Annotated in this window: 36 protein-coding genes; all 36 read right to left on the bottom strand. The window is 47.4% G+C overall.

The window, feature by feature from the left end:
* Positions 1-69: 69 nt before the first annotated feature.
* The 36 genes from rplQ to rpoC all read right to left on the bottom strand — a co-directional run bounded on the left by rplQ (position 70) and on the right by rpoC (position 23,781).
* Positions 70-441, bottom strand: a complete 372-nt coding sequence (gene rplQ / locus HZS85_RS16125; protein ID WP_023466649.1) for a 50S ribosomal protein L17 — start codon at positions 439-441, stop codon at positions 70-72.
* Positions 442-474: 33 nt separating this feature from the next.
* A complete protein-coding gene (locus tag HZS85_RS16120) occupies positions 475-1,419 on the bottom strand; it encodes a DNA-directed RNA polymerase subunit alpha (protein ID WP_023466648.1) in 945 nt (314 codons plus the stop codon).
* 137 nt (positions 1,420-1,556) lie between these two features.
* The gene (gene rpsK / locus HZS85_RS16115) at positions 1,557-1,952 is read right to left on the bottom strand and encodes a 30S ribosomal protein S11 (RefSeq protein WP_023466647.1); all 396 of its coding nucleotides are present in this window, start codon (positions 1,950-1,952) and stop codon (positions 1,557-1,559) included.
* Positions 1,953-1,968: 16 nt separating this feature from the next.
* Positions 1,969-2,334 carry a 30S ribosomal protein S13 gene (rpsM, locus tag HZS85_RS16110; protein ID WP_023466646.1) on the bottom strand — a complete coding sequence of 122 codons (366 nt, stop codon included), beginning with the start codon at positions 2,332-2,334 and terminating at the stop codon, positions 1,969-1,971.
* Between the two features lie 20 nt (positions 2,335-2,354).
* The gene (gene rpmJ, locus HZS85_RS16105; RefSeq protein ID WP_003156543.1) at positions 2,355-2,468 is read right to left on the bottom strand and encodes a 50S ribosomal protein L36; all 114 of its coding nucleotides are present in this window, start codon (positions 2,466-2,468) and stop codon (positions 2,355-2,357) included.
* Positions 2,469-2,501: 33 nt separating this feature from the next.
* Positions 2,502-2,720 (bottom strand): translation initiation factor IF-1, encoded by a 219-nt coding sequence (infA, locus tag HZS85_RS16100; RefSeq protein ID WP_012369032.1) that lies wholly within the window; start codon positions 2,718-2,720, stop codon positions 2,502-2,504.
* Positions 2,721-2,869: 149 nt separating this feature from the next.
* A complete protein-coding gene (gene map / locus HZS85_RS16095; RefSeq protein ID WP_023466644.1) occupies positions 2,870-3,622 on the bottom strand; it encodes a type I methionyl aminopeptidase in 753 nt (250 codons plus the stop codon).
* On the bottom strand, positions 3,622-4,269 hold the full coding sequence (locus HZS85_RS16090) for an adenylate kinase (protein ID WP_023466643.1): 648 nt from the start codon (positions 4,267-4,269) through the stop codon (positions 3,622-3,624). The genes map and HZS85_RS16090 overlap by 1 nt, the downstream gene beginning before the upstream one ends.
* A gap of 71 nt (positions 4,270-4,340) precedes the next feature.
* Positions 4,341-5,630 (bottom strand): preprotein translocase subunit SecY, encoded by a 1,290-nt coding sequence (gene secY / locus HZS85_RS16085; RefSeq protein ID WP_214856817.1) that lies wholly within the window; start codon positions 5,628-5,630, stop codon positions 4,341-4,343.
* Entirely contained in the window at positions 5,630-6,070 is a 441-nt protein-coding gene (rplO, locus tag HZS85_RS16080) for a 50S ribosomal protein L15 (RefSeq protein WP_035399353.1), read from the bottom strand. The genes secY and rplO overlap by 1 nt, the downstream gene beginning before the upstream one ends.
* 35 nt (positions 6,071-6,105) lie before the next feature.
* The gene (gene rpmD, locus HZS85_RS16075; protein ID WP_023466640.1) at positions 6,106-6,291 is read right to left on the bottom strand and encodes a 50S ribosomal protein L30; all 186 of its coding nucleotides are present in this window, start codon (positions 6,289-6,291) and stop codon (positions 6,106-6,108) included.
* Positions 6,292-6,309: 18 nt separating this feature from the next.
* On the bottom strand, positions 6,310-6,810 hold the full coding sequence (gene rpsE, locus HZS85_RS16070; RefSeq protein WP_023466639.1) for a 30S ribosomal protein S5: 501 nt from the start codon (positions 6,808-6,810) through the stop codon (positions 6,310-6,312).
* A 22-nt stretch (positions 6,811-6,832) separates the two neighbouring features.
* Positions 6,833-7,183, bottom strand: a complete 351-nt coding sequence (rplR, locus tag HZS85_RS16065; protein ID WP_023466638.1) for a 50S ribosomal protein L18 — start codon at positions 7,181-7,183, stop codon at positions 6,833-6,835.
* Between the two features lie 37 nt (positions 7,184-7,220).
* Positions 7,221-7,757, bottom strand: a complete 537-nt coding sequence (rplF, locus tag HZS85_RS16060; RefSeq protein ID WP_058705173.1) for a 50S ribosomal protein L6 — start codon at positions 7,755-7,757, stop codon at positions 7,221-7,223.
* A 31-nt stretch (positions 7,758-7,788) separates the two neighbouring features.
* Positions 7,789-8,187: a 30S ribosomal protein S8 gene (rpsH, locus tag HZS85_RS16055; protein WP_012369023.1), complete on the bottom strand. Its 399-nt coding sequence runs from the start codon at positions 8,185-8,187 to the stop codon at positions 7,789-7,791.
* A 31-nt stretch (positions 8,188-8,218) separates the two neighbouring features.
* Positions 8,219-8,488 (bottom strand): 30S ribosomal protein S14, encoded by a 270-nt coding sequence (gene rpsN, locus HZS85_RS16050; RefSeq protein WP_023466636.1) that lies wholly within the window; start codon positions 8,486-8,488, stop codon positions 8,219-8,221.
* 14 nt (positions 8,489-8,502) lie between these two features.
* Complete coding sequence (gene rplE / locus HZS85_RS16045; protein ID WP_023466635.1) at positions 8,503-9,042, bottom strand: 50S ribosomal protein L5; 540 nt, start codon at positions 9,040-9,042, stop codon at positions 8,503-8,505.
* A 31-nt stretch (positions 9,043-9,073) separates the two neighbouring features.
* Positions 9,074-9,385, bottom strand: a complete 312-nt coding sequence (gene rplX, locus HZS85_RS16040; RefSeq protein ID WP_012369020.1) for a 50S ribosomal protein L24 — start codon at positions 9,383-9,385, stop codon at positions 9,074-9,076.
* Between the two features lie 34 nt (positions 9,386-9,419).
* Positions 9,420-9,788 (bottom strand): 50S ribosomal protein L14, encoded by a 369-nt coding sequence (rplN, locus tag HZS85_RS16035; RefSeq protein WP_012369019.1) that lies wholly within the window; start codon positions 9,786-9,788, stop codon positions 9,420-9,422.
* A 48-nt stretch (positions 9,789-9,836) separates the two neighbouring features.
* Positions 9,837-10,100 carry a 30S ribosomal protein S17 gene (gene rpsQ / locus HZS85_RS16030; protein WP_023466634.1) on the bottom strand — a complete coding sequence of 88 codons (264 nt, stop codon included), beginning with the start codon at positions 10,098-10,100 and terminating at the stop codon, positions 9,837-9,839.
* A gap of 31 nt (positions 10,101-10,131) precedes the next feature.
* On the bottom strand, positions 10,132-10,335 hold the full coding sequence (gene rpmC, locus HZS85_RS16025; protein ID WP_012369017.1) for a 50S ribosomal protein L29: 204 nt from the start codon (positions 10,333-10,335) through the stop codon (positions 10,132-10,134).
* Positions 10,322-10,759 (bottom strand): 50S ribosomal protein L16, encoded by a 438-nt coding sequence (rplP, locus tag HZS85_RS16020; RefSeq protein WP_012369016.1) that lies wholly within the window; start codon positions 10,757-10,759, stop codon positions 10,322-10,324. Before rplP ends, rpmC begins: the two co-directional genes overlap by 14 nt.
* A 33-nt stretch (positions 10,760-10,792) precedes the next feature.
* Complete coding sequence (gene rpsC, locus HZS85_RS16015) at positions 10,793-11,449, bottom strand: 30S ribosomal protein S3 (RefSeq protein WP_023466633.1); 657 nt, start codon at positions 11,447-11,449, stop codon at positions 10,793-10,795.
* Between the two features lie 12 nt (positions 11,450-11,461).
* Positions 11,462-11,794 (bottom strand): 50S ribosomal protein L22, encoded by a 333-nt coding sequence (rplV, locus tag HZS85_RS16010; protein WP_012369014.1) that lies wholly within the window; start codon positions 11,792-11,794, stop codon positions 11,462-11,464.
* A 20-nt stretch (positions 11,795-11,814) separates the two neighbouring features.
* Positions 11,815-12,093, bottom strand: coding sequence for a 30S ribosomal protein S19 (gene rpsS, locus HZS85_RS16005; RefSeq protein WP_012369013.1), 279 nt, complete (start codon positions 12,091-12,093; stop codon positions 11,815-11,817).
* 63 nt (positions 12,094-12,156) lie between these two features.
* A complete protein-coding gene (gene rplB / locus HZS85_RS16000; RefSeq protein WP_023466632.1) occupies positions 12,157-12,987 on the bottom strand; it encodes a 50S ribosomal protein L2 in 831 nt (276 codons plus the stop codon).
* A gap of 32 nt (positions 12,988-13,019) precedes the next feature.
* Positions 13,020-13,304 carry a 50S ribosomal protein L23 gene (gene rplW, locus HZS85_RS15995; protein WP_023466631.1) on the bottom strand — a complete coding sequence of 95 codons (285 nt, stop codon included), beginning with the start codon at positions 13,302-13,304 and terminating at the stop codon, positions 13,020-13,022.
* The gene (gene rplD, locus HZS85_RS15990) at positions 13,304-13,927 is read right to left on the bottom strand and encodes a 50S ribosomal protein L4 (RefSeq protein ID WP_023466630.1); all 624 of its coding nucleotides are present in this window, start codon (positions 13,925-13,927) and stop codon (positions 13,304-13,306) included. Before rplD ends, rplW begins: the two co-directional genes overlap by 1 nt.
* Before the next feature lie 29 nt (positions 13,928-13,956).
* Positions 13,957-14,583 (bottom strand): 50S ribosomal protein L3, encoded by a 627-nt coding sequence (rplC, locus tag HZS85_RS15985; protein WP_058705174.1) that lies wholly within the window; start codon positions 14,581-14,583, stop codon positions 13,957-13,959.
* Between the two features lie 68 nt (positions 14,584-14,651).
* Positions 14,652-14,960 (bottom strand): 30S ribosomal protein S10, encoded by a 309-nt coding sequence (gene rpsJ / locus HZS85_RS15980; protein WP_029343090.1) that lies wholly within the window; start codon positions 14,958-14,960, stop codon positions 14,652-14,654.
* Positions 14,961-15,276: 316 nt separating this feature from the next.
* Entirely contained in the window at positions 15,277-16,464 is a 1,188-nt protein-coding gene (gene tuf / locus HZS85_RS15975) for an elongation factor Tu (RefSeq protein WP_195866122.1), read from the bottom strand.
* A gap of 117 nt (positions 16,465-16,581) precedes the next feature.
* On the bottom strand, positions 16,582-18,660 hold the full coding sequence (gene fusA / locus HZS85_RS15970) for an elongation factor G (protein WP_195866121.1): 2,079 nt from the start codon (positions 18,658-18,660) through the stop codon (positions 16,582-16,584).
* A 124-nt stretch (positions 18,661-18,784) separates the two neighbouring features.
* Entirely contained in the window at positions 18,785-19,255 is a 471-nt protein-coding gene (gene rpsG, locus HZS85_RS15965) for a 30S ribosomal protein S7 (RefSeq protein WP_023466623.1), read from the bottom strand.
* A 49-nt stretch (positions 19,256-19,304) separates the two neighbouring features.
* Positions 19,305-19,724: a 30S ribosomal protein S12 gene (gene rpsL / locus HZS85_RS15960; RefSeq protein WP_023466621.1), complete on the bottom strand. Its 420-nt coding sequence runs from the start codon at positions 19,722-19,724 to the stop codon at positions 19,305-19,307.
* 125 nt (positions 19,725-19,849) lie between these two features.
* On the bottom strand, positions 19,850-20,101 hold the full coding sequence (locus tag HZS85_RS15955) for a ribosomal L7Ae/L30e/S12e/Gadd45 family protein (RefSeq protein WP_056064895.1): 252 nt from the start codon (positions 20,099-20,101) through the stop codon (positions 19,850-19,852).
* Between the two features lie 80 nt (positions 20,102-20,181).
* Positions 20,182-23,781: a DNA-directed RNA polymerase subunit beta' gene (gene rpoC / locus HZS85_RS15950; RefSeq protein WP_285801423.1), complete on the bottom strand. Its 3,600-nt coding sequence runs from the start codon at positions 23,779-23,781 to the stop codon at positions 20,182-20,184.
* Between the last annotated feature and the right edge of the window lie 15 nt (positions 23,782-23,796).

Genomic DNA, 23,796 nt, shown 5'->3' with positions numbered 1-23,796 from the left:
TTCATTTTGTAGCAAAAGGGCAGAAGCGGGATACGCACTGCCCTTTTATGGCGAATCATTTAATGAGGATTAAACGAGTTCGATGATGACCATTTCTGCGCCGTCACCACGACGTGGTCCCATTTTCATGATGCGTGTGTAACCACCTTGACGCTCAGCAAAACGTGGAGCCACATCAGCGAATAATTTTTGGATCGCGTCTTGTGCTTTGCCCTCTGCGTTTTGACCAGCAGCTTCACGGCGAACGAACGATGCAACTTGACGACGAGCGTGGAGATCACCGCGTTTACCTAAAGTGATGAGTTTCTCTACGACTGGACGAAGTTCCTTCGCTTTTTGTTCTGTAGTTTGGATACGCTCATTGATGATGAGATCAGTCGCAAGGTCACGCAAAAGTGCCTTACGTTGTGAGCTTGTACGGCCTAATTTCGAGTATGCCATGGATGGATTCCCTCCTTCGTGCAATTAATAGTATTAGTCTTCTTTGCGCAAGCCTAGTCCCAGTTCGTCGAGTTTCGCTTGAACTTCCTCGAGTGATTTACGTCCGAGGTTACGGACTTTCATCATCTCGTCTTCGCTCTTGTTCGCGAGTTCTTGAACCGTGTTGATACCAGCGCGTTTCAAACAGTTGTACGAACGAACTGAGAGATCGAGTTCTTCGATCGTCATTTCGAGTACTTTTTCTTTTTGATCTTCTTCCTTTTCGACCATGATTTCAGCATGGAGCGCTTCGTCTGTAAGACCAACAAAGATGTTTAAGTGTTCTGTCATGATTTTCGCACCGAGTGACACTGCTTCTTCAGGGCGGATTGAACCGTCCGTCCAAACATCAAGCGTCAATTTATCGAAGCTCGCATCTTGACCAACACGTGTTTTTTCAACTTGATAATTTACACGTTGAATTGGCGTGTAAATTGAGTCGATTGGGATGACACCAATTGGCATATCGTCCCGTTTGTTATCTTCAGCCTGAACATACCCACGACCGCGGCGTGCTGTAAGACGCATATGAAGTGATGCACCTTCTGCAAGCGTTGCGATGTGAAGTTCTGGGTTGAGGATTTCGACGTCGCTGTCATGCGTAATGTTCGCAGCAGTGACAACACCAGCGCCTTGAATATCGATCTCAAGCGTTTTCTCTTCTTCCGAGTATACTTTGAGGGCGAGTTTCTTAAGGTTCAAGATGATTTGGGTAACGTCTTCTACAACGCCATCAATCGTCGAGAACTCATGAAGAACGCCATCGATTTGGACAGCAGTGACTGCAGCACCCGGAAGTGAAGACAATAGGATACGACGCAATGAGTTACCAAGCGTTGTACCGAATCCACGCTCAAGCGGCTCAACTACGAATTTACCAAACGTAGCGTTCTCGCTTAACTCGATCGTTTCAATCTTCGGTTTTTCGATTTCGATCATCTGAACCCCTCCTTGAATATCGTCATGTTGGCCATCGCGTTCAATCGCCAACCGCCTTGTGTACGTTTCTACTGCCTTGCTTGGTCAAACGATCAACAAAAGTCTACTCGAATCCCCGCTCTGCAGTACAAGACGGGTTACACGCGACGACGTTTTGGAGGGCGGCAACCGTTGTGTGGTACTGGAGTAACGTCACGGATTGCAGTGACTTCGAGACCGATTGCTTGAAGAGCACGGATAGCTGCTTCACGACCTGCACCAGGACCTTTAACGTTAACTTCTACAGTACGCATACCGTTATCCATTGCTGTTTTAGCAGCTGTTTCAGATGCCATTTGTGCAGCGAAAGGAGTCGATTTACGTGAGCCTTTGAAGCCCATGTTACCTGCAGTTGCCCAAGAGATTGCATTCCCTTGCATATCAGTGATCGTAACGATCGTGTTGTTGAATGTTGAACGGATATGCACGATACCAGATTCAATATTCTTTTTGACTTTACGTTTACTACGAACGTTCTGTTTGCGTTTTGCCATCTTAGTTTACCCTCCCTTACTTCTTCTTGTTCGCTACTGTACGGCGTGGGCCTTTACGAGTACGCGAGTTGTTTTTAGTGTTTTGACCACGAACTGGAAGACCACGACGGTGACGAACACCACGGTAGCAACCGATTTCGATCAAACGTTTGATGTTGAGTGAGATTTCACGACGAAGGTCACCCTCAACTTTGATTTTGTCTAAACCATCACGAAGTTGGTTCAATTGTTCCTCAGTCAAGTCGCGAGTACGAGTATCTTCAGAGATACCAGTTTCTTTCAAGACTTTTTGAGCAGTCGTTTTACCAACACCATAGATGTAAGTGAGTGAGATGACGATGCGTTTCTCACGTGGAATATCTACACCAGCAATACGTGCCATGTGTGCACCTCCTTGTTTAATTACCCTTGTTTTTGTTTATGCTTAGGGTTTTCGCAAATAACCATTACTTTGCCTTTACGGCGGATAACTTTACATTTTTCACAGATCGGTTTAACCGAAGGTCTTACTTTCATTGTGAATACCTCCTCCTGAAAAAATCGGAGTTTTTATTTGAAACGGTATGTGATCCGTCCGCGAGTCAAGTCGTATGGTGACAACTCAACCGTTACTTTATCTCCTGGCAAGATCCGAATGAAGTGCATCCGAATTTTTCCTGAGACGTGCGCGAGGACCGTGTGGCCGTTTTCTAACTCCACCTTAAACATCGCGTTTGGAAGCGGCTCGATAACCGTACCTTCCACTTCGATTACATCTTGTTTCGCCATCAATTATACCCCTTTCTCTATAAAGTTGATTGGGAGCCCAGACGATTTGTAGCGCTAGGGGCTTTCTACAAGAGCCATTGAGAGATCATCGGTCACAAACACGAGTGGATACTGGCTTATAGAAAGGTGACACCAATAACGCGCACAGCTCACTCTGCATCGACCGTTAAGATCTCGTAGCCGTCGTCTGTGATGGCGATGGTGTGCTCAAAGTGGGCGCACATGCTACCGTCCACCGTCACTACCGTCCAATTGTCGGATAGTGTGCGAACATAGCGTTTCCCGACATTGACCATTGGCTCAATTGCCAGTGTCATGCCGGTTTTCAGGCGCGGCCCTTTCCCCGGTGGTCCATAATGTGGAATTTGCGGATCTTCATGCAAATTTTGTCCCACGCCGTGGCCCACATATTCGCGGACTACAGAAAAATTCGCTGCTTCAACATGTGACTGAATCGCATGCGAAATATCTGTCAGGTGCACGCCAGCTTTGGCGCGCTCCAATCCTTTATACAGAGATTCTTCAGTTACGTCAAGTAACCGCTTCGTCTCTTCAGAGATTGTACCTACCGGATATGTCCAGGCTGAATCTCCGTGATACCCATTGTACTCTGCTCCGATGTCAATCGAGATGATGTCACCGTCCTGAAGTACACGATCTCCCGGAATACCATGGACAAGCTCTTCGTTCACGGAAGCACAGATGCTACCCGTGAAACCATTATACCCTTTAAACGATGGTGTTGCCCCTTGACTTCGAATATAGCGTTCAGCGATCGCGTCGAGTTGCCCCGTCGTGATACCTGGGCGAATATGAGCTTGAAGCTCCTTATGCGTCCGGGCGACGATTTGTCCTGCTTTACGCATGATGTCGATTTCACGCGGCGCTTTCGTGATGATCATTACTGATCACCAAGGAGTGCCTGAACATCGGAATATACATCGTTGATTGGACGATCACCGTCCAAATTACGAAGATACCCTTTTTCTGCGTAAAAGTCAATCAAAGGTTGCGCTTGAGCGACGTTGACTTCCAAGCGACGACGTACTGTCTCCTCTTGGTCATCTTCACGTTGTACAAGTGCTGATCCGTCGATATCACAGATTCCCTCCACTTTTGGTGGGTTGTAGAGAACATGATACGTTGCTCCGCAAGTTGGGCAAATCCGGCGACCTGTCAAACGAGGGACAAGTTTCTCCGGGTCTACACCAATGTGGATGACGTGATCAATTTGTTTGCCCAGATCTTCAAGTAATGCTTCAAGAGCATCTGCTTGTTTCACTGTGCGCGGGAAACCGTCAAGGAGAAAACCATTTGCACAGTCTTCTTTGGCGAGACGCTCACGTACGATGCCGATTGTGACTTCGTCCGGAACGAGTTCCCCTTTATCCATGTATGATTTCGCTTCTTGTCCGAGTGGCGTTGAATCTTTGATCGCCGCGCGGAACATGTCGCCTGTCGAGATGTGGGGGATCGCATAGTCTTCGATGATTTTCGCAGCCTGCGTTCCTTTACCAGCACCCGGCAAACCCATCAATACTAGATTCATGTCGGTAGCCTCCACTTCTATAGCTCTATAGACACAACAGAAAGGAAAGGGATGGTCCCCTTCCTCCCGCCTTATCGGATAAAGCCTTTGTAGTGTCGTTTAACCAATTGGCTTTCAATCTGTTTCATCGTCTCTAGTCCTACACCGATGACGATCAACAAGCTCGTTCCACCAATCTGCACCGAGTTCGGCAAGCCAGCAAACTTAATGAAGAATGTCGGCGTCACCGCGATGACAGCAAGGAAGAGTGAACCGAAGAATGTCAAACGGTATAGAATCTTCGTGATGTACTGCTCCGTTTGCTTACCAGGACGAATACCAGGAATGTATCCGCCTTGTTTTTGAAGGTTCTCTGCCATTTGTTCCGGATTAACCTGAACGAATGTGTAGAAGTACGAGAACGCGATGATCAGTGCCACATAGATCGACATACCGATTGGACTCGTGTAGTCGAAGATGTCACGGATCTTCGCTGCTGTTTCCGCACTTGCAAAGAAACTCGCAATCGTTGGTGGCGTCACCATGAACGACACCGCGAAGATGACTGGAATAACACCGGCAGCGTTCAATTTGATCGGTAAGTGTGCCGATTGACCGCCAACTGGTGTCCGGTTCACCGTACGCTTAGCGTACTGAATCGGAATCTTACGTGCAGCTTGCTGAACATAAATGACTCCGACGATGACCGCGATGATGATTAAAAGCAAGAGTACGATATAAAGCACGTTTACAAACAAAGCATCCCCTGCATTTTGGAGCTTCGTTTCGTAAATCTGGCGGAATGCATTCGGGAAGCCCGCGACGATCCCAGCGAAGATGATCATTGATATCCCGTTACCAATGCCCTTCTCCGTGATGAGTTCACCAATGAACATCAAGAATGCTGTTCCCGCTGTCAATACGAGTGCAATCATAACGTATGTCCAGGTGCCGAACTGTTCGTCGACAAGACCTGGGTAGATACGGTTAAATCCAAGCGCGATTCCAAACGCTTGGACTAAGCCGAGTACGATCGTTCCATAGCGCGTTACCGTTGCTAACTTCTTACGGCCCGCCTCTCCTTGTTTTGCCCATTCGGCAAACTTTGGAACAACGTCCATCTGTAAGAGTTGGACAACGATCGAGGCCGTGATATACGGCATGATTCCCATCGCAAAGAGTGAGAAATTCTGCAAAGCATTCCCACCGAACGAGTTCAAGAAACCAAGAATACCATTCTGGTCGATCTTGAACACTTCCGTGTTTACCATTGGCACCGGGATATGTGCTCCGATCCGGAACACGATGACCAATGCCAAGGTAAAGAGAATGCGCCGACGAATGTCAGCTACGCGCCACATATTGGAGATCGCTTGAAACATTAGATCACCTCAACCGTACCGCCGGCAGCTTCGATTGCTTGCTTCGCAGCGTCGGAGAACTTATGAGCTTTGACTGTTAGTTTCTTTTCGATCTTACCGTTAGAAAGAATTTTCACGCCGTCTTTCATGCCTTTGACTGCACGAGTCTCGACAAGAAGTTCTGGAGTGACTTCAGTTCCTTCTTCAAAACGGTTGAGTGTGTCAAGGTTAATGACCGCGAACTCTTTACGAGTTGGGTTGTTGAAGCCGCGTTTTGGTAAACGACGGTAAAGTGGGTTTTGTCCACCTTCGAAACCTGGACGAACACCACCGCCTGAACGAGCTTTTTGACCTTTGTGACCACGGCCAGAAGTCTTACCGTTACCAGAAGACATACCGCGACCTACACGGTTGCGTTCTGAACGTGAACCAGCAGCTGGTTTCAATTCATGGAGTTTCATAGTGGGGCACCTCCTCATAAAATTATATCGAACTATTACTCTTGAATTTCTTTTACTGTCACTAAGTGTGACACGTGGTTAATCATCCCACGCATAGCAGCGTTGTCAGGTACGACAACAGTCTGGTGCATCTTACGGAGACCAAGCGTACGAGTAGTAACGCGTTGGTTCTCCGGACGACCGATCATGCTGCGTGTGAGGGTAACTGCGAGTTTCGCCATCTGTTTTCCCTCCCTTTCTTAACCGCGAAGTTCTTCGACGGTTTTACCGCGGAGTTTCGCAACTTCTTCAGCACGTTTGAGTGATGTGAGACCTTCGACAGTCGCACGAACCATGTTGATTGGAGTGCTTGATCCAAGTGATTTTGAAAGAATGTCGTTGATTCCCGCTAATTCGAGAACCGCACGAACTGGACCACCAGCGATGACTCCAGTACCTTCAGAAGCAGGCTTCAAGAAGACGTGACCTGCACCGAATACACCGTTGACTTCGTGTGGAATTGTTGTGTTAACGATTGGAACGTTAACCATGTTTTTCTTAGCATCTTCGATTGCTTTACGGATCGCTTCAGGCACTTCCTGAGCTTTACCCGTACCGAAACCTACGTGACCATTCTTGTCACCAACGACGACGAGGGCAGCAAAACGGAAGCGACGGCCACCTTTTACTACTTTCGCGACGCGGTTTACGGTAACAACGCGTTCTTCGAGTTGATCCATGTTAATTTCTAACTGGCGCATGTAGAGGTTCCCTCCTTTTCTATTAGAATTTGAGACCAGCTTCACGAGCTGCTTCAGCTACAGCTTTGATACGTCCATGATAGAGATATCCTCCACGGTCGAAAACGACTGTTTCGATACCTTTTTCAAGAGCGCGCTCAGCTGCGAGCTTACCAACTGCTGCCGCAGCGTCAGTCGTGTTGCCTTTTTCAAGGTCGAGTGATGATGCAGATGCGAGTGTTGCATGTGTTGCATCGTCAATGACTTGTACGTAAATGTTCTTGTTCGAACGGAATACGTTCATACGTGGACGTGTTGCAGTCCCGATGATTGTACGACGGACACGACCATGACGTTTTTTACGCGTAGCGTTTTTATCTGCCTTTGAGATCATTTATGCCACTCCTTTCCGGTCAATTCGCATTCGCGAATTACTTACCTGTTTTACCTTCTTTACGACGAACGACTTCATCACTGTAACGAATACCTTTACCTTTGTACGGCTCAGGTTGACGGTACGAACGGATCAATGCAGCGACGTGACCAACACGTTCTTTGCTGATTCCGCGAACGATGAGTTGCGTATTCGTAGGAACTTCGACTTCGATGCCTTGTTCCGGAGTGTACTCGATTGGGTGTGAGTAACCGAGGTTGAGTACGATTTTGTTACCTTGCTTTTGTGCACGGTAACCAACACCTTGGATATCGAGTGTCTTAGCGAAACCGTTGCTTACACCTTCGACCATGTTCGCGATAAGCGCACGAGTCGTTCCGTGGATCGTACGGTTTGCTTTCTCGTCGTTCGGACGAGTGACAGTCAATTCATTACCTTCTACGTTGATCGCCATAGCTGGGCTGAACTCGCGTGAGAGTTCCCCTTTAGGACCTTTTACCGTAACCGTGTTGTTTTCAACTGTTACTGTAACGCCTGCTGGGATGACGACTGGCTTTTTACCAATACGTGACATTTAAGACACCTCCGTTCTTTTTATGCGTGTATTACCAGATGTATGCGATCACTTCGCCGCCGACTTTTTGTTGGCGAGCTTCTTTATCAGTCATTACACCTTTAGATGTTGAAACGATAGCGATTCCGAGACCACCGAGTACTTTCGGGATTTCATCAGCTTTCGCGTAAACGCGAAGACCTGGTTTCGAGATACGTTTGAGTCCAGTGATAACGCGCTCGTTGCTTGCGCCGTATTTAAGGAATACGCGGAGCGTACCTTGTTTGCTGTCCTCGAGATATTCAACATCGCGGATGAAACCTTCACGTTTGAGGATTTCAGCGACTTCACGTTTGATTGTAGAAGCTGGCATTTCCAACTTCTCATGGCGAACCATGTTTGCATTACGAATGCGTGTAAGCATATCTGCAATCGGATCTGTCATAACCATGCGATGTACCTCCTTTCACAACTTTAATGAATTACCAGCTTGCTTTTTTAACACCAGGGATTTGACCTTTATGAGCAAGATCACGGAACTTAATACGGCTGATACCGAATTTACCAATGTAACCGTGTGGACGGCCAGTGATACTACAACGGTTGTGTAAACGAACCGCTGAAGAGTTACGTGGGAGTTTGCTCAAGCCGATGTAGTCGCCTTGTGCTTTCAATTCTGCGCGTTTTTCAGCGTAGCGCTCAACGAGTGCTTGACGTTTTACTTCACGTGCGATCATTGATTTCTTAGCCATGTTGTCGACCTCCCTTATTTTTGGAATGGCATGCCGAGTGCAGTGAGAAGCTCACGTGACTCTTCATCCGTGTTAGCAGTAGTTACGATAACGATGTCCATACCACGGACTTTCGATACGCGATCGTAGTCGATCTCTGGGAAGATCAATTGTTCCTTCACGCCTAGCGTGTAGTTACCACGGCCATCGAAAGATTTTTTCGATACGCCACGGAAGTCACGTACACGTGGAAGTGACACGTTGATCAACTTGTCGAGGAATTCGTACATGCGCTCGCCACGAAGTGTAACCTTCGCACCGATTGGCATACCTTCACGAAGTTTGAAACCAGCGATTGATTTCTTAGCTTTCGTGATGAGTGGTTTCTGACCAGTGAGGAGCTGAAGCTCTTCAACTGCCATGTCAAGTGCCTTAGAGTTCGTAACAGCGTCACCAACACCCATGTTGATTACGATTTTATCGACTTTCGGCGCTTGCATTACAGAACTGTAATTGAATTTCTCCATCATTACTTTGACGATTTCGTCTTGGTATTTAGCTTTTAAACGGTTCATCAGAAAGTGGACCTCCTTTCTTTAAATCTTCTTATTTATCTAAAGCTTCGCCCGATTTTTTAGCGATACGTACTTTCTTGCCGTCAACCACAGTGAAACCAACGCGTGTTGGGTTACCTGTCTTAGGGTCGATGAGCATAACGTTCGATACGTGAATCGGTGCTTCTTTCTCGACAATTCCGCCTTGCGGGTTGAGTTGAGAAGGTTTTGAGTGTTTTTTGATCATGTTAACGCCTTCGACGATTACGCGATCTTTTTTAGGCATAGCTGTAAGGACAACGCCTTGTTTGCCTTTGTCTTTACCAGTCATAACCTGAACTTTATCACCTTTTTTGACATGCATCGTTAGAGCACCTCCTTGTAGGAATTCTTTGGAATTAAAGTACTTCCGGTGCCAACGAGACGATCTTCATGAAGTCTTTTTCACGAAGTTCGCGTGCGACTGGTCCGAAGATACGTGTGCCACGTGGGCTTTTGTCATCTTTGATGATGACTGCTGCGTTTTCGTCAAAACGGATGTACGAACCGTCTTTACGACGAACGCCACGTTTAGTACGAACGACTACTGCGCGTACAACTTCACCTTTTTTGACAACGCCACCTGGTGTTGCTTGTTTTACTGTACAAACAATAACGTCACCGATGTTAGCAGTTTTACGACCAGAACCACCGAGGACTTTGATCGTCAAGACTTCACGAGCTCCTGAGTTGTCTGCTACTTTTAAGCGAGATTCTTGTTGAATCATACGATTGTACCTCCCTCCGGATGTTTATTCACCCGAACTAATTAGAGTTTAGATGATTACTGCTTCTTCAATGACTTCTACGAGACGGAAACGTTTGTCCTTAGATAATGGACGTGTTTCTTGAATGCGTACAACATCACCGATTTTAGCTGTGTTGTTTTCATCATGCGCTTTGTACTTTTTAGAGTAGTTTACGCGTTTGCCGTAAAGCTTGTGCTTTACTTTTGTTTCAACTGTAACTACGATCGTTTTGTCCATTTTGTCAGAAACGACGCGTCCAGTTAACACTTTGCGGTTGTTAGTGCGTTCCATTGAGTGTTCCTCCTCTCAGAATCCGAGTGAATTATGCGTTGTTGATGCCGAGTTCGCGTTCACGAAGAACGGTTTTCGCGCGTGCAATCGACTTGCGCACTTCACGGATACGAGCAGGGTTCTCAAGCTGACCAGTCGCGAGTTGGAAACGAAGGTTGAACAACTCTTCTTTCCACGAACCGACTTTACCGTTAAGCTCTTCAGTTGTTTGCTGACGGAGATCAGTTGCTTTCATTCGTATCACCACCATTTTCTTCACGTTTTACGAACTTACATTTTACTGGAAGTTTGTGTGATGCAAGACGGAGAGCTTCGCGTGCGATCTCTTCCGATACTCCTGCGATTTCGAACATTACTTTACCCGGTTTGACGACTGCTACCCAGCCCTCCGGAGCACCTTTACCTGAACCCATTCGGACTTCAAGAGGTTTTTTAGTGTATGGCTTGTGTGGGAAGATCTTGATCCACACTTTACCACCACGTTTCATATAACGAGTCATCGCGATACGCGCTGATTCGATTTGACGGCTAGTGATCCAGCTAGCTTCTTGAGCTTGGATACCGAACTCGCCGAAGTGTACTGTAGTACCACGTTTCGCTTTACCACGCATGTTGCCGCGGTGAACACGACGATATTTTACACGTTTTGGTAACAACATGTTGTGTTGCCTCCTTCCCTAGACGGATGTGGATTATTCTTCGTTTGCTGCTGCTTTTTTCGTAGGAAGCACTTCACCGTGGTGGAGCCATACTTTTACGCCAATTTTGCCGTAAGTTGTATCAGCTTCTGCAGTACCGTAATCGATGTCTGCACGGAGTGTATGAAGTGGAACTGTTCCTTCCGAATACTTCTCAGAACGAGCGATATCAGCGCCACCAAGACGACCAGAAACTTCAGTCTTGATTCCTTTGATACCAGAACGCATTGAGCGTTGGATTGATTGCTTCATAGCACGACGGAACGATACGCGACCTTCAAGTTGGCGAGCGATGTTCTCAGCGACGAGCTTAGCAACTGCATCCGGGTTTTTCACTTCAACGACGTTAACGTGAACGCGTTTGCCTTTTGCAAGGTTAGTGATGTCTTTACGAAGTGTTTCGATTTCAGAACCGCCTTTACCGATAACCATACCAGGCTTAGCAGTGTGAAGTGAGATGTTCAAGCGGTTAGCTGCGCGCTCGATTTCTACTTTAGAGACACTAGCGTCTTTAAGACGTTTTTCGATATATTCACGAACTACGTAGTCTTCATGAAGGAGATCAGCATAGTCTTTATCTGCGAACCAACGTGATTCCCAGTCTTTGATGATACCTACGCGAAGACCAGTTGGGTTAATCTTCTGACCCACGGTAATCCCTCCTTATTTTTCAGATACCACGATGTGAACGTGGCTCGTACGTTTGTTGATGCGGCTTGCGCGACCCATTGCACGTGGGCGGAAACGTTTGAGCGTTGGACCTTCGTTTACGTAAGCCTCAGTGACTACGAGGTTTTCGATGTTCATGTCGAAGTTGTGCTCAGCGTTCGCGATTGCCGATTTCAATACTTTCTCAACGATTGGCGTTGCTGCCTTGTTCGTGTAAGCAAGAATCGAAAGTGCTTCGCCGATTTGCTTCCCGCGGATTAAGTCTACTACGAGACGTGCCTTACGAGGAGCAATGCGAACCATATTAGCCGATGCTTTTGATTGCATAATGAGTACCTCCCCTCAGATTAACGTTTCGTTTTCTTATCGTTTCCAGCATGTCCTTTGTAAGAACGTGTTGGAGCGAATTCACCAAGTTTGTGACCGACCATATCTTCTGTCACGTAAACCGGTACGTGTTTACGACCATCGTAGACAGCGATCGTGTGACCGATGAACTCTGGGAAGATTGTCGAGCGGCGTGACCAAGTTTTGATGACATGTTTGTCACCAGCTTCGTTGGCTTTATCAACCTTAGCGAGCAGATGGTGATCTGCGAATGGACCTTTTTTCAAGCTGCGACCCATAGTTGTACCTCCCTTTGGCATGATTCAGGAACGGTTCCTACGAACCGTCCAGAAATCATGTAATTATTTTTTAGAACGACGGACGATATATTTATCGCTCGCTTTGTTTTTCTTACGAGTTTTGTATCCGAGTGCCGGTTTACCCCAAGGAGTAAGTGGGCCCGAACGACCGATTGGAGCACGTCCTTCACCACCACCGTGTGGGTGATCGACTGGGTTCATGACAGAACCACGAACTGTAGGACGTTTTCCGAGCCAGCGTGAACGACCAGCTTTACCGATATTGACGAGCTCGTGCTCTTCATTACCGACAGCGCCGACTGTTGCACGGCAAGTAGCAAGGATCATACGAGTTTCGCCTGATTGAAGACGAACGATCGCGTATTTACCATCTTTACCGAGAAGCTGAGCAGAAGTACCAGCTGCGCGAACGAGCTGACCACCTTTACCTGGCTTAAGTTCGATGTTGTGGATCAACGTACCGACTGGGATGTTTGAAAGTGGAAGAGCATTACCGACTTTAATGTCAGCTTCTGGTCCAGCCATGACTTGCATGTCTACTTTCAAGCCTTTCGGTGCGAGGATGTAGCGTTTTTCACCATCGATGTAGTGGATCAATGCGATGTTAGCAGAGCGGTTTGGATCGTACTCAATTGTAGCGACACGACCAGCGATGCCATCCTTGTTCCGTTTGAAGTCGATGATACGATATTTACGTTTGTGTCCGCCACCTTGGTGACGTACTGTCAAGCGACCTTGGTTGTTACGTCCGCCCTTTTTCGAAAGCTTTTCAGTTAACGATTTTTCAGGACGTGAAGCCGTAATCTCAGCAAAGTCGAGTGCAGTCATATTACGACGACCGTTAGTGGTCGGTTTAAACTTTTTAATTCCCATCGAGAGTTCCCTCCTTTTCTACAGAGTTCCGATTAACCGAGGTAATCGAGTTCTTTGCTATCTGCAGTAAGCGTGACGACCGCTTTTTTGCGGCGTGCTGTGTAACCAGCGTGACGACCTACGCGTTTTGCTTTTGGTTTTGAGATTAATGTGTTGACTTTGTCAACTTTCACTCCGAAGATCGCTTCAACTGCATCTTTGATTTGAGTCTTAGATGCCTTCACGTCTACTTCGAATGTGTACTTTTTCTCAGCCATTTGGTTTACTGAACGTTCAGTAATGACAGGACGTTTGATAATGTCGTGTGTGTGTGCCATTATGCAAGCACCTCCTCTACTCTCGCAACAGCGTCCTTCGTAATGATGACTTTGTCATGAGCGACAAGATCAAGGACGTTTACACCTGCAGCGTCAACGACTGTGACACCTGGGATGTTGCGTGTTGAAAGAACGACTGACTCGTTGTAATCAGCAGTAACGACGAGAACTTTACGTTCGATTGAAAGAGCAGCGAATACTGCGATCATGTCCTTAGTTTTAGGAGCATCGATTGTCAATCCTTCAAGAACGATGAACTCGTTGTTAGCGACTTTCGAAGAAAGTGCTGAACGAAGTGCGAGACGACGAACCTTTTTAGGAAGTTTGTAAGCGTACGAACGTGGTGTTGGACCGAAGACTGTTCCACCGCCAACCCATTGTGGCGAACGGATCGAACCTTGGCGTGCACGACCAGTACCTTTTTGTTTCCATGGTTTACGGCCGCCACCGCGAACTTCCGAGCGACCTTTTGTATCATGTGTACCTTGGCGACGTGAAGCTTGTTGCATGACGATTGCATCGTATACGACTGCTTCATTTGGCTCGATTCCGAAAACGGCATCTGCGAGCTCGATGTCTCCAACTTGTGTACCTGTTTGGTTAAGCAAAGCTACTTTAGGCATTCGTTATTCCTCCTTTCCTTGCAAACGGATTAGTTGCCTTTAACCGCAGATTTGATGACAACTTGGCTCTTACGTGCGCCTGGGATAGCACCCTTGACGAGGAGTAAGCCGCGTTCTGCATCAACTTTTACGATTTCAAGGTTTTGAACAGTGATTTGCTCTCCACCCATGCGTCCAGGGAGCAATTTCCCTTTGAATACACGGTTAGGAGCAACAGGACCCATTGAACCTGGGCGACGGTGGTAACGCGAACCGTGAGCCATTGGACCACGTGATTGGTTGTGACGCTTGATTGCACCAGCGAAACCTTTACCTTTCGACGTACCTGTTACATCAACCATTTCGCCTGCAGCGAAAGTATCTGCTTTAATCTCTTGACCGATTTCGAAATCTGCTACTGATGTACGGATTTCTTTAATGAAGCGCTTAGGTGTCGCGTTTGCTTTCGCAGCGTGACCTTTTTGCGGTTTGTTTTGACGACCTTCTTTGATATCACCAAAGCCGAGTTGGACTGCTTCGTAACCGTCAACTTCCGTTGTTTTCAATTGAAGAACAACGTTACCTTCGACTGAAACGACAGTAACAGGGACGACTTCGCCTGACTCGTTGAAGATTTGTGTCATACCGAGTTTAGTTCCTAAGATTCCTTTAGCCATGAGATACACCTCCTAATATTGAATGATTTTGATCTTCTGGCTAGTATCAACTATCTATAGAAGAAAAATTAAAGTTTGATTTCGATGTCAACGCCCGATGGAAGTTCGAGACGCATAAGCGCATCAACAGTTTTCGGTGTTGGGTTAACGATGTCGATCAAACGTTTGTGTGTACGCATTTCGAACTGCTCACGAGCATCTTTATACTTGTGAACGGCACGAAGTACTGTGTAGACCGCTTTCTCCGTTGGGAGTGGGATCGGACCAGATACAGTAGCACCTGAACGTTTTGCTGTGTCGACAATCTTCTCAGCCGATTGATCAAGCACGCGGTGATCGTATGCTTTCAAACGGATCCGAATTTTTTCATTTGCCATGTTATTTCCCTCCTTTTCGCCTATTTCGTAAATAGACATTCTCCGCGGAAATTTCCACACTAGCCATGGCAATGCCGCCTGGTGTGTCATAACCTCCCGCTTCATCGCGTTGTGTTTGTGACCAACATATTCTATCATACTGAATCACCAGCAAGAATGCAAGCACTAATAAAATAGAATATGTATTCAAGTCTCTCACCACTCGCACAAACACTTTCCTCAGTATATAAGATGTCAGACCATGTTGCAAGACTGTTTTCAAAGAAATGAAAAAAGGTCTTCCGCCACGGGAGACGGAAGACCTTTGTCTTAAAAATTACTCAACGATTTCTGTAACTGATCCAGCGCCTACTGTACGGCCACCTTCACGGATTGAGAAACGAGTTTCTTTTTCAAGAGCGATTGGTGCGATGAGTTCAACAGTCATTTCGATGTTGTCCCCAGGCATAACCATTTCAGTACCTTCTGGAAGTTGAACCATACCAGTTACGTCAGTTGTACGGAAGTAGAACTGCGGGCGGTAGTTCGCGAAGAATGGCGTGTGACGGCCACCCTCTTCTTTAGAAAGAACGTAAACTTGCGCTTTGAACTTTTTGTGTGGTGTGATTGTGTTTGGTTTCGCGAGAACTTGTCCACGCTCGATGTCGTCACGTGATACACCACGGAGAAGAGCACCGATGTTGTCGCCAGCTTCAGCATAGTCAAGAAGCTTACGGAACATCTCTACACCAGTACATACTGATTTTTTAGTTTCTTCGTGAAGACCAACGATTTCGATCTCGTCGTTGACTTTAAGAACTCCACGCTCAACGCGGCCAGTAGCAACTGTACCACGACCAGTGATTGAGAAGACATCCTCAACTGGCATCATGAAGTCTTTTTCAGTGTCACGAGTTGGTTCTGGGATGTACTCATCGACAGCTGCCATGAGTTCAAGAATTTTTTCTTCCCATTTAGCTTCGCCGTTAAGCGCGCCAAGAGCAGAACCTTGGATAACTGGGAGGTCATCACCTGGGAAGTCGTACTCAGAAAGAAGTTCACGGATTTCCATTTCGACGAGCTCAAGAAGCTCTTCGTCGTCAACCATGTCAACTTTGTTCATGAATACTACGATGAAAGGAACACCTACTTGACGTGAAAGCAAGATGTGCTCACGTGTTTGTGGCATTGGACCATCTGTTGCAGAAACAACGAGGATCGCGCCGTCCATTTGTGCAGCACCAGTGATCATGTTTTTAACATAGTCAGCGTGACCTGGGCAGTCAACGTGTGCATAGTGGCGTTTTTCTGTTTCGTACTCGATGTGAGCTGTTGCGATTGTGATACCGCGCTCGCGCTCTTCTGGAGCACCATCGATTTGGTCAAACTTAGTTGCAGCTTTACCTTGTGCTTTTGCAAGTACAGCTGAGATAGCTGCTGTTAAAGTTGTTTTACCGTGGTCGACGTGGCCGATTGTACCAACGTTAACGTGCGGTTTAGAACGGTCGAATTTTTCCTTACCCATTCTGAATTCCTCCTCTATGTGTCTAATAATTTTTTATAACTAGGAAGGTGAGTCGTAAGATAACGTACACCTTCCTTAGCTTACACTAATCATAAAAGCGTGACAACCTGTGAAGGATTAGCCGTTCGCTTTTTTGATGATTTCTTCCGCAACTGATTTCGGTACTTCTTCGTAGTGATCGAAGTGCATCGAGTACGTTCCGCGACCTTGTGTGCGTGAACGAAGACCAGTAGCGTATCCGAACATTTCAGAAAGTGGAATCATTGAACGGACAACTTGAGCGTTACCGCGTGCTTCCATACCTTCTACGCGACCACGGCGTGATGTAACATCACCCATGATGTCTCCCATGTATTCGTCTGGGATGACGATTTCAACTTTCATCATTGGCTCAAGGATAACAGCGCCGCTCTTATCTTTGAGTTGTTTGACTGCCATTGAAGCCGCAACTTTAAATGCCATCTCGTTTGAGTCGACATCGTGGTACGATCCGAAGACGAGTGAAGCTTTTACGTCAACGACCGGGTAACCAGCAAGGATACCGTTTTGAAGTGCTTCTTCGATTCCGTTCTCAACCGCTGGGATGTATTCACGTGGAACAACACCACCGACGATTTTGTTGTTGAACTCGAAGCCAGCGCCTTCTTCGTTCGGCTCGAATTCTACGACGACGTGACCATACTGACCACGACCACCAGATTGACGAGCGAACTTCGAATCGATCTTCGCCGCTTGGCGGATCGTTTCACGGTAAGCTACTTGTGGAGCACCAACGTTTGCTTCGACTTTGAACTCGCGACGCATACGGTCAACGATGATGTCGAGGTGAAGCTCACCCATACCTGAGATGATCGTTTGACCAGTCTCTGGGTTTGTTTCAGTGCGGAACGTTGGATCCTCTTCAGCAAGCTTAGCGAGGGCTTGACCCATTTTATCTTGGTCAGCTTTCGTTTTTGGTTCGATAGCGACCGAGATAACTGGTTCTGGGAATGTCATTGATTCGAGAACGACGTTGTCTTTCTCTGCACAAAGCGTATCTCCAGTAGTCGTATCTTTCAAACCTACAGCTGCAGCGATGTCACCCGCGTATACCATCGGGATCTCTTCACGGCTGTTTGCGTGCATTTGAAGGATACGTCCAAGACGCTCACGTTTGCCTTTTGTTGAGTTTTTAACGTACGATCCTGCCGAAGCTGTACCAGAGTACACACGGAAGAATGTAAGTTTACCGACGTAAGGGTCAGTCATGACTTTGAACGCGAGTGCAGAGAATGGTGCGTCGTCCGAAGACTCACGTACGATTTCTTCATCCGTATCCATGTCGATACCTGAGATCGCTTTTACGTCGATTGGTGATGGGAGGTAATCGAGAACTGCGTCAAGCATAAGCTGAACACCTTTGTTCTTGAATGCCGAACCTACGAGTACAGGATAGAAGTCAACTGTCAGAGTTGCTTTACGGATAGCCGCTTTCAACTCGTCGATTGTGATTTCTTCACCCTCGAGGTATTTCATCATCAATTCTTCTTCGTAATCCGCAACTGCTTCGATCAATGATCCACGGAGTTCTTCAGCTTGATCAGCAAGATCAGCTGGGAAACCGTCAGTCACTTCGATGTCAGTTCCGAGATCGTTACCGTACATGTATGTTTTCTGTTCGACGAGGTCGATGATTCCTTTGAATTCATCTTCCGCACCGATTGGAAGTTGGATCGCGTGTGCGTTCGCTTGGAGGCGTTCGCGAAGCGTTCCGACCGAGTACAAGAAGTCTGCACCGATTTTATCCATTTTGTTAACGAAAACGATACGTGGTACGCCGTAAGTTGTAGCTTGGCGCCATACTGTCTCAGTTTGTGGCTCAACACCAGACTGAGCGTCAAGTACTGCTACCGCACCATCAAGTACGCGAAGTGAACGTTCAACCTCAACTGTGAAGTCTACGTGTCCAGGTGTATCGATGATGTTTACGCGGTTACCTTTCCATTGAGCAGTTGTTGCTGCCGATGTAATCGTGATCCCACGCTCTTGCTCTTGCTCCATCCAGTCCATTTGTGAAGCACCTTCGTGCGTTTCACCAATCTTGTGGATACGACCCGTGTAATACAGGATACGCTCAGTCGTTGTTGTTTTACCAGCATCGATGTGAGCCATGATCCCGATGTTACGAGTGTTCTTAAGGGAGAATTCTCTTGCCATCTTTAAACATTCTCCTTTCGCATTTTAGTTTAGTGGTCGTGTGTTGCCACACGTCATGACTATACCCGAAAGCCACCTCATAATTCCATTGAAAATGGCATGCATGAGGTGGTGATTTTCGGAATTACCAGCGGTAGTGAGCAAACGCTTTGTTCGCTTCCGCCATTTTGTGCATATCTTCGCGCTTCTTAACAGAAGCACCAGTGTTGTTTGCAGCGTCCATGATTTCGTTAGCAAGGCGCGCATCCATAGTTTTTTCGTTACGGAGACGTGAGTAGTTCACGAGGTAACGAAGTGCAAGTGTCGTACGACGCTCTGGGCGAACTTCGACAGGAACTTGATAGTTAGCTCCACCTACACGGCGTGCTTTAACTTCAAGAACTGGCATGATGTTGTTCATCGCTTCTTCAAAGACTTCCATTGCATCGCGACCTGAACGTTCAGCGATAGTTTCGAAAGCTTTGTATAAGATTTGTTGAGCAGTACCTTTTTTACCATCTAACATAAGACGGTTGATAAGGCGGGTAACGAGTTTAGAGTTGTAGATCGGATCAGCCATTACATCACGACGTTCTGCTTGACCTTTACGTGGCATTCCGAGTCCCTCCTTTCATATAGTGAGGTGATATCTTAAGATATCTAGATTATTTTTTAACTTTAGGACGTTTCGTACCGTATTTCGAACGACCTTGCATACGGCCGTCAACACCAGCTGTATCAAGCGCACCACGAACGATGTGGTAACGTACCCCTGGTAAGTCTTTTACGCGGCCGCCGCGGATAAGAACAACACTGTGCTCTTGAAGGTTGTGGCCGATACCTGGGATGTAAGCTGTTACTTCCATTGTGTTCGTCAAACGTACACGTGCGTATTTACGAAGAGCCGAGTTCGGTTTCTTCGGAGTCATTGTACCTACACGAGTACAAACACCACGTTTTTGTGGTGAGCTGATGTCAGTACGAGCTTTAATGAAGCTGTTGTACCCTTTGTTCAGCGCTGGCGAATCTGATTTCACAACTTTTGATTGACGTCCTTTACGGACTAATTGGTTGATAGTAGGCATCTTTGAGATCCTCCCTTCCTGAATTCATGACAAATTTCAAAACCACCGAGCCGGGTGGTTCATCGAAAGTCATAATGAAACGTTTTGCGTGGCTCAGGCATTCCATCGCCACACAAAACGCATTATCAAACTTTCTTAATGGCAACAGCTGTTGCTGCGACATCGATTCCACAAGCTTTTCCAAGCTCTTGCTTAGAAGGAACATTCACGACTGGAACGTTAGCTTGTTTCGCCGCTTCGAGCAATGCTTGTTTTACGTGTTCATCTGCGTCATCCGCAATGATCACTTCCGACGCCTTGCCAGATCGCAATGCTTTGAGCGTTTGCTTTTGACCGACAAACTTCAAATCTGCGCCGACTACTTTTTTGTAAGACATGAAGATATCCTCCAAAATAACACAGCCGGTTGGCAACACTATATCATAGTAGCACCGCCATACCGGCGTGTCAAGGCGTTTTATTCTACCGGAGAATCGGCTTCTACAGGTGCTTCGCCAGCTACTTCGAGATCGATCTGACGGTAACGTGACATCCCAGTACCAGCTGGAACCAACTTACCGATGATGACGTTCTCTTTCAAGCCGCGAAGGTAGTCGCTCTTCCCTTTAATCGCTGCATCCGTAAGGACACGAGTCGTTTCTTGGAACGACGCAGCCGATAGGAATGAATCTGTTTCAAGTGACGCTTTTGTGATACCGAGAAGAACTGGTTTCGCCGAAGCGAGAGCTTTCCCGTTACGGAGCGCTTCTTTACAAGCTTCCTTGAACGTGCTGATATCGACGAGCGAACCTGGTAAGAGTGAAGTCTCACCAGACTCGATGACACGTACGCGACGAATCATTTGGCGAACCATGACCTCGACGTGTTTGTCACCGATCTCAACCCCTTGCATCCGGTATACTTTTTGAACTTCTTGAAGCAAGTAGTTCTGAACGCCGGATACACCTTTAACGTTCAAGAGTTCTTTCGGATCGATCGAACCTTCCGTGAAGACTTGACCGGCTTTGACCTCGTCCCCGAGCTGAACACGTAGACGCGAACCGAATGGGATCGTGTATGTGCGTGTTTCGCTGAGTCCTTGGACCGTCAATTCACGTTTGTCACGCGATTCCGTGAAGTCGATGACTTGACCATCGATTTCCGAGATGACCGCTTGACCTTTCGGGTTACGCGCTTCGAACAACTCTTGGATACGCGGAAGACCTTGTGTGATATCGTCCCCGGCAACCCCACCTGTGTGGAAGGTACGCATCGTAAGCTGCGTTCCTGGCTCACCGATTGATTGTGCCGCGATGATACCGACAGCTTCGCCGACTTCGACGTCGTTGCCTGTTGCCAAGTTACGTCCGTAACATTTCTTACAGACACCATGGCTTGTGTTACATGTGAAGGCAGTACGGATCTCAACGTTATCGACACCAGCGTCAGTGATGGCACGCGCAAGATCTTCATCGATGAGTTCGTTCGTTGAAACGAGGACTTCTCCTGTTTCAGGGTGAACGACGTTTTCGAATGCAGTACGGCCGACGAGGCGGTCGTAGAGGCTTTCGATCTCTTCCGTTCCTTCACGGAGTGCTGTGACGCGGATACCACGATCCGTTCCACAATCATCTTCACGGATGATGACGTCTTGAGCGACGTCAACGAGACGACGAGTCAGGTAACCTGAGTCAGCCGTTTTCAAGGCTGTATCGGCAAGACCTTTACGTGCACCGTGTGTTGAGATGAAGTATTCCTGTACCGTTAGACCCTCACGGAACGATGATTTGATCGGGAGCTCGATGATCCGTCCACTTGGAGCGGCCATGAGTCCACGCATACCAGCGAGCTGCGTGAAGTTCGACGCGTTACCACGGGCACCGGAGTCACTCATCATGAAGATCGGGTTGAGACGGTTGAGGGATTTCATCAGACGAGACTGAATTTCATCCTTCGCATCATTCCACGATTTAACGACGCGCTCATAGCGCTCGTCTTCTGTGATGAGACCACGACGGTACGATTTCATGACGCGGTCGACATTGTCCTGCGCTTCAACAAGGATTTCTTGTTTATCCGGAAGAACGATGATGTCCGCGATCCCTACCGTGATACCGGCACGAGTCGAGTGTTTGAATCCGAGGTTTTTCATGCGGTCGAGCATACGGCTTGTTTCTGTCGTCTCAAACCGTTTGAAGACTTCCGCGATGACATTTCCAAGGAATCCTTTTTTGAACGGGTCGATGATCGGACGGTTCTTCAGTTCTGCCACGACATCTGTTCCTTTTTCAAGGAAGTACTTGTCTGGCGTCGCTTCTTGAAGGTTCGTCATCGTTGGTTCGTTCAAGTAAGGGAACGTCGTTGGGAGGATCTCGTTGAAGATCAACTTACCGACTGTCGTAATCAATAATTTCTCGTTTTGCTCTTCCGTGAATGTCGGGTTCTTGAGAACGCCGGCTGGAATCGCAACACGTGTATGGAAGTGCGCATAACCGTTTTGGTAAGCGATGAGCGCTTCGTTCACTGTTGAGAAGATTTTCCCTTCACCGATCGCATTTTCGCGCTCGAGCGTGAGGTAGTAGTTACCGAGGACCATATCCTGCGATGGTGTAACAACAGGTTTACCGTCTTTCGGGTTCAAGATGTTTTGTGCAGCGAGCATGAGAAGACGTGCTTCTGCTTGTGCTTCTGCCGAAAGTGGTACGTGAACCGCCATTTGGTCACCATCGAAATCGGCGTTGTATGCCGTACATACGAGTGGGTGAAGGCGAATCGCGCGTCCTTCGACGAGCGTTGGTTCGAACGCCTGGATACCGAGACGGTGAAGTGTCGGTGCACGGTTCAAGAGAACCGGATGCTCACGGATGACTTCTTCGAGGACATCCCAGATTTCAGGTTGAACGCGCTCGATTTTCCGTTTCGCACTCTTGATGTTCGGTGCGATGCCACGAGAGACGAGTTCTTTCATGACGAACGGTTTGAAGAGTTCAAGGGCCATTTCTTTTGGAAGACCACATTGATACATCTTCAGGTTTGGACCAACGACGATAACCGAACGACCAGAGTAGTCGACACGTTTACCGAGCAAGTTTTGACGGAAACGTCCTTGTTTCCCTTTCAACATGTGTGAAAGTGATTTAAGTGGACGGTTACCTGGTCCAGTAACTGGACGACCGCGACGACCGTTATCGATCAAAGCATCGACTGCTTCTTGAAGCATCCGTTTTTCATTCTGAACGATGATGTTCGGAGCGCCAAGGTCAAGAAGACGCTTGAGACGATTGTTACGGTTGATGACGCGGCGGTACAAGTCGTTCAAGTCAGACGTTGCGAAACGTCCGCCATCGAGTTGAACCATCGGACGAAGTTCCGGTGGGATGACTGGAAGTACTTCAAGCACCATCCATTCTGGATTGTTGCCTGAGTTACGGAACGCATCGAGGACTTCAAGGCGTTTGATCGCACGAGTACGACGTTGTCCTTGAATCATACGAAGCTCTTCACGTAATGCAGCGACTTCTTTATCGAGTTCCACGTCACGGAGCAATTTACGAACTGCTTCCGCACCCATTTCAGCAGTGAACGAACGACCGAACTTCTCACGATATGCACGGTATTCTTTCTCTGAAAGGAGTTGTTTCTTCTCAAGTGTCGATTCGCCTGGATCTGTAACGACGTACGACGCGAAGTAGATGATCTCTTCTAACGCACGCGGTGACATGTCGAGGACGAGTCCCATACGGCTAGGAATTCCTTTGAAGTACCAGATGTGCGAAACCGGTGCTGCGAGCTCGATGTGACCCATGCGCTCACGACGGACTTTCGACTTCGTGACTTCAACGCCACAGCGGTCACAAATGATTCCTTTATAGCGGATCCGTTTGTATTTACCACAGTAACATTCCCAGTCTTTTGTTGGACCAAAGATACGTTCACAGAACAAACCGTCTTTCTCCGGTTTGAGTGTACGATAGTTGATCGTCTCCGGCTTTTTCACTTCCCCGAAAGACCATGAACGGATCTTTTCGGGGGAAGCGAGGCCGATTTGCATATATTCAAATCTATTAACATCTACCAAGGGGTGGACCTCCCT

Origin of the sequence: Exiguobacterium sp. s130, assembly GCF_018619055.1 — a bacterium.
Taxonomy (GTDB): domain Bacteria; phylum Bacillota; class Bacilli; order Exiguobacteriales; family Exiguobacteriaceae; genus Exiguobacterium_A.
This window is presented reverse-complemented; position numbering and strand designations above follow the sequence as displayed.

What these genes read in the sequence shown, in the direction of transcription:
- rplQ (WP_023466649.1), bottom strand. Translation starts at nt 441, where the DNA reads ATGGCATACTCGAAATTAGGCCGTACAAGCTCACAACGTAAGGCACTT.
- HZS85_RS16120 (WP_023466648.1), bottom strand. Translation starts at nt 1,419, where the DNA reads ATGATCGAAATCGAAAAACCGAAGATTGAAACGATCGAGTTAAGCGAG.
- rpsK (WP_023466647.1), bottom strand. Translation starts at nt 1,952, where the DNA reads ATGGCAAAACGCAAACAGAACGTTCGTAGTAAACGTAAAGTCAAAAAG.
- rpsM (WP_023466646.1), bottom strand. Translation starts at nt 2,334, where the DNA reads ATGGCACGTATTGCTGGTGTAGATATTCCACGTGAGAAACGCATCGTC.
- rpmJ (WP_003156543.1), bottom strand. Translation starts at nt 2,468, where the DNA reads ATGAAAGTAAGACCTTCGGTTAAACCGATCTGTGAAAAATGTAAAGTT.
- infA (WP_012369032.1), bottom strand. Translation starts at nt 2,720, where the DNA reads ATGGCGAAACAAGATGTAATCGAAGTGGAAGGTACGGTTATCGAGCCG.
- map (WP_023466644.1), bottom strand. Translation starts at nt 3,622, where the DNA reads ATGATCATCACGAAAGCGCCGCGTGAAATCGACATCATGCGTAAAGCA.
- HZS85_RS16090 (WP_023466643.1), bottom strand. Translation starts at nt 4,269, where the DNA reads ATGAATCTAGTATTGATGGGTTTGCCGGGTGCTGGTAAAGGAACGCAG.
- secY (WP_214856817.1), bottom strand. Translation starts at nt 5,630, where the DNA reads ATGTTTCAAGCGATCTCCAATATGTGGCGCGTAGCTGACATTCGTCGG.
- rplO (WP_035399353.1), bottom strand. Translation starts at nt 6,070, where the DNA reads ATGAAACTCCATGAATTGAAACCAGCTGCTGGTTCACGTTCAGAACGC.
- rpmD (WP_023466640.1), bottom strand. Translation starts at nt 6,291, where the DNA reads ATGGCGAAACTCGCAGTTACCCTCACACGCAGCATGATCGGTCGTCCG.
- rpsE (WP_023466639.1), bottom strand. Translation starts at nt 6,810, where the DNA reads ATGCGCCAGTTAGAAATTAACATGGATCAACTCGAAGAACGCGTTGTT.
- rplR (WP_023466638.1), bottom strand. Translation starts at nt 7,183, where the DNA reads ATGATCTCAAAGGCAGATAAAAACGCTACGCGTAAAAAACGTCATGGT.
- rplF (WP_058705173.1), bottom strand. Translation starts at nt 7,757, where the DNA reads ATGTCACGTATTGGTAAAAAGCCAGTCGTCATCCCAGCAGGCGTTACA.
- rpsH (WP_012369023.1), bottom strand. Translation starts at nt 8,187, where the DNA reads ATGGTTATGACAGATCCGATTGCAGATATGCTTACACGCATTCGTAAT.
- rpsN (WP_023466636.1), bottom strand. Translation starts at nt 8,488, where the DNA reads ATGGCTAAGAAATCAATGATCGCACGTGAAGTAAAACGTCAAGCACTC.
- rplE (WP_023466635.1), bottom strand. Translation starts at nt 9,042, where the DNA reads ATGAACCGTTTAAAAGCTAAATACCAAGACGAAATCGTCAAAGTAATG.
- rplX (WP_012369020.1), bottom strand. Translation starts at nt 9,385, where the DNA reads ATGCATGTCAAAAAAGGTGATAAAGTTCAGGTTATGACTGGTAAAGAC.
- rplN (WP_012369019.1), bottom strand. Translation starts at nt 9,788, where the DNA reads ATGATTCAACAAGAATCTCGCTTAAAAGTAGCAGACAACTCAGGAGCT.
- rpsQ (WP_023466634.1), bottom strand. Translation starts at nt 10,100, where the DNA reads ATGGAACGCACTAACAACCGCAAAGTGTTAACTGGACGCGTCGTTTCT.
- rpmC (WP_012369017.1), bottom strand. Translation starts at nt 10,335, where the DNA reads ATGAAAGCAACTGATCTCCGTCAGCAAACAACTGAAGAGCTTAACGGT.
- rplP (WP_012369016.1), bottom strand. Translation starts at nt 10,759, where the DNA reads ATGTTGTTACCAAAACGTGTAAAATATCGTCGTGTTCACCGCGGCAAC.
- rplV (WP_012369014.1), bottom strand. Translation starts at nt 11,794, where the DNA reads ATGCAATCAAAAGCATCGGCTAATATGGTTCGCATTGCTCCTCGTAAG.
- rpsS (WP_012369013.1), bottom strand. Translation starts at nt 12,093, where the DNA reads ATGGGTCGCAGCTTGAAAAAAGGTCCATTCGCAGATCACCATCTGCTC.
- rplB (WP_023466632.1), bottom strand. Translation starts at nt 12,987, where the DNA reads ATGGGAATTAAAAAGTTTAAACCGACCACTAACGGTCGTCGTAATATG.
- rplW (WP_023466631.1), bottom strand. Translation starts at nt 13,304, where the DNA reads ATGGCACACACACACGACATTATCAAACGTCCTGTCATTACTGAACGT.
- rplD (WP_023466630.1), bottom strand. Translation starts at nt 13,927, where the DNA reads ATGCCTAAAGTAGCTTTGCTTAACCAAACAGGTACACAAGTTGGAGAC.
- rplC (WP_058705174.1), bottom strand. Translation starts at nt 14,583, where the DNA reads ATGGCTAAAGGAATCTTAGGAACTAAACTCGGTATGACACAAATCTTC.
- rpsJ (WP_029343090.1), bottom strand. Translation starts at nt 14,960, where the DNA reads ATGGCAAATGAAAAAATTCGGATCCGTTTGAAAGCATACGATCACCGC.
- tuf (WP_195866122.1), bottom strand. Translation starts at nt 16,464, where the DNA reads ATGGGTAAGGAAAAATTCGACCGTTCTAAACCGCACGTTAACGTTGGT.
- fusA (WP_195866121.1), bottom strand. Translation starts at nt 18,660, where the DNA reads ATGGCAAGAGAATTCTCCCTTAAGAACACTCGTAACATCGGGATCATG.
- rpsG (WP_023466623.1), bottom strand. Translation starts at nt 19,255, where the DNA reads ATGCCACGTAAAGGTCAAGCAGAACGTCGTGATGTAATGGCTGATCCG.
- rpsL (WP_023466621.1), bottom strand. Translation starts at nt 19,724, where the DNA reads ATGCCTACTATCAACCAATTAGTCCGTAAAGGACGTCAATCAAAAGTT.
- HZS85_RS15955 (WP_056064895.1), bottom strand. Translation starts at nt 20,101, where the DNA reads ATGTCTTACAAAAAAGTAGTCGGCGCAGATTTGAAGTTTGTCGGTCAA.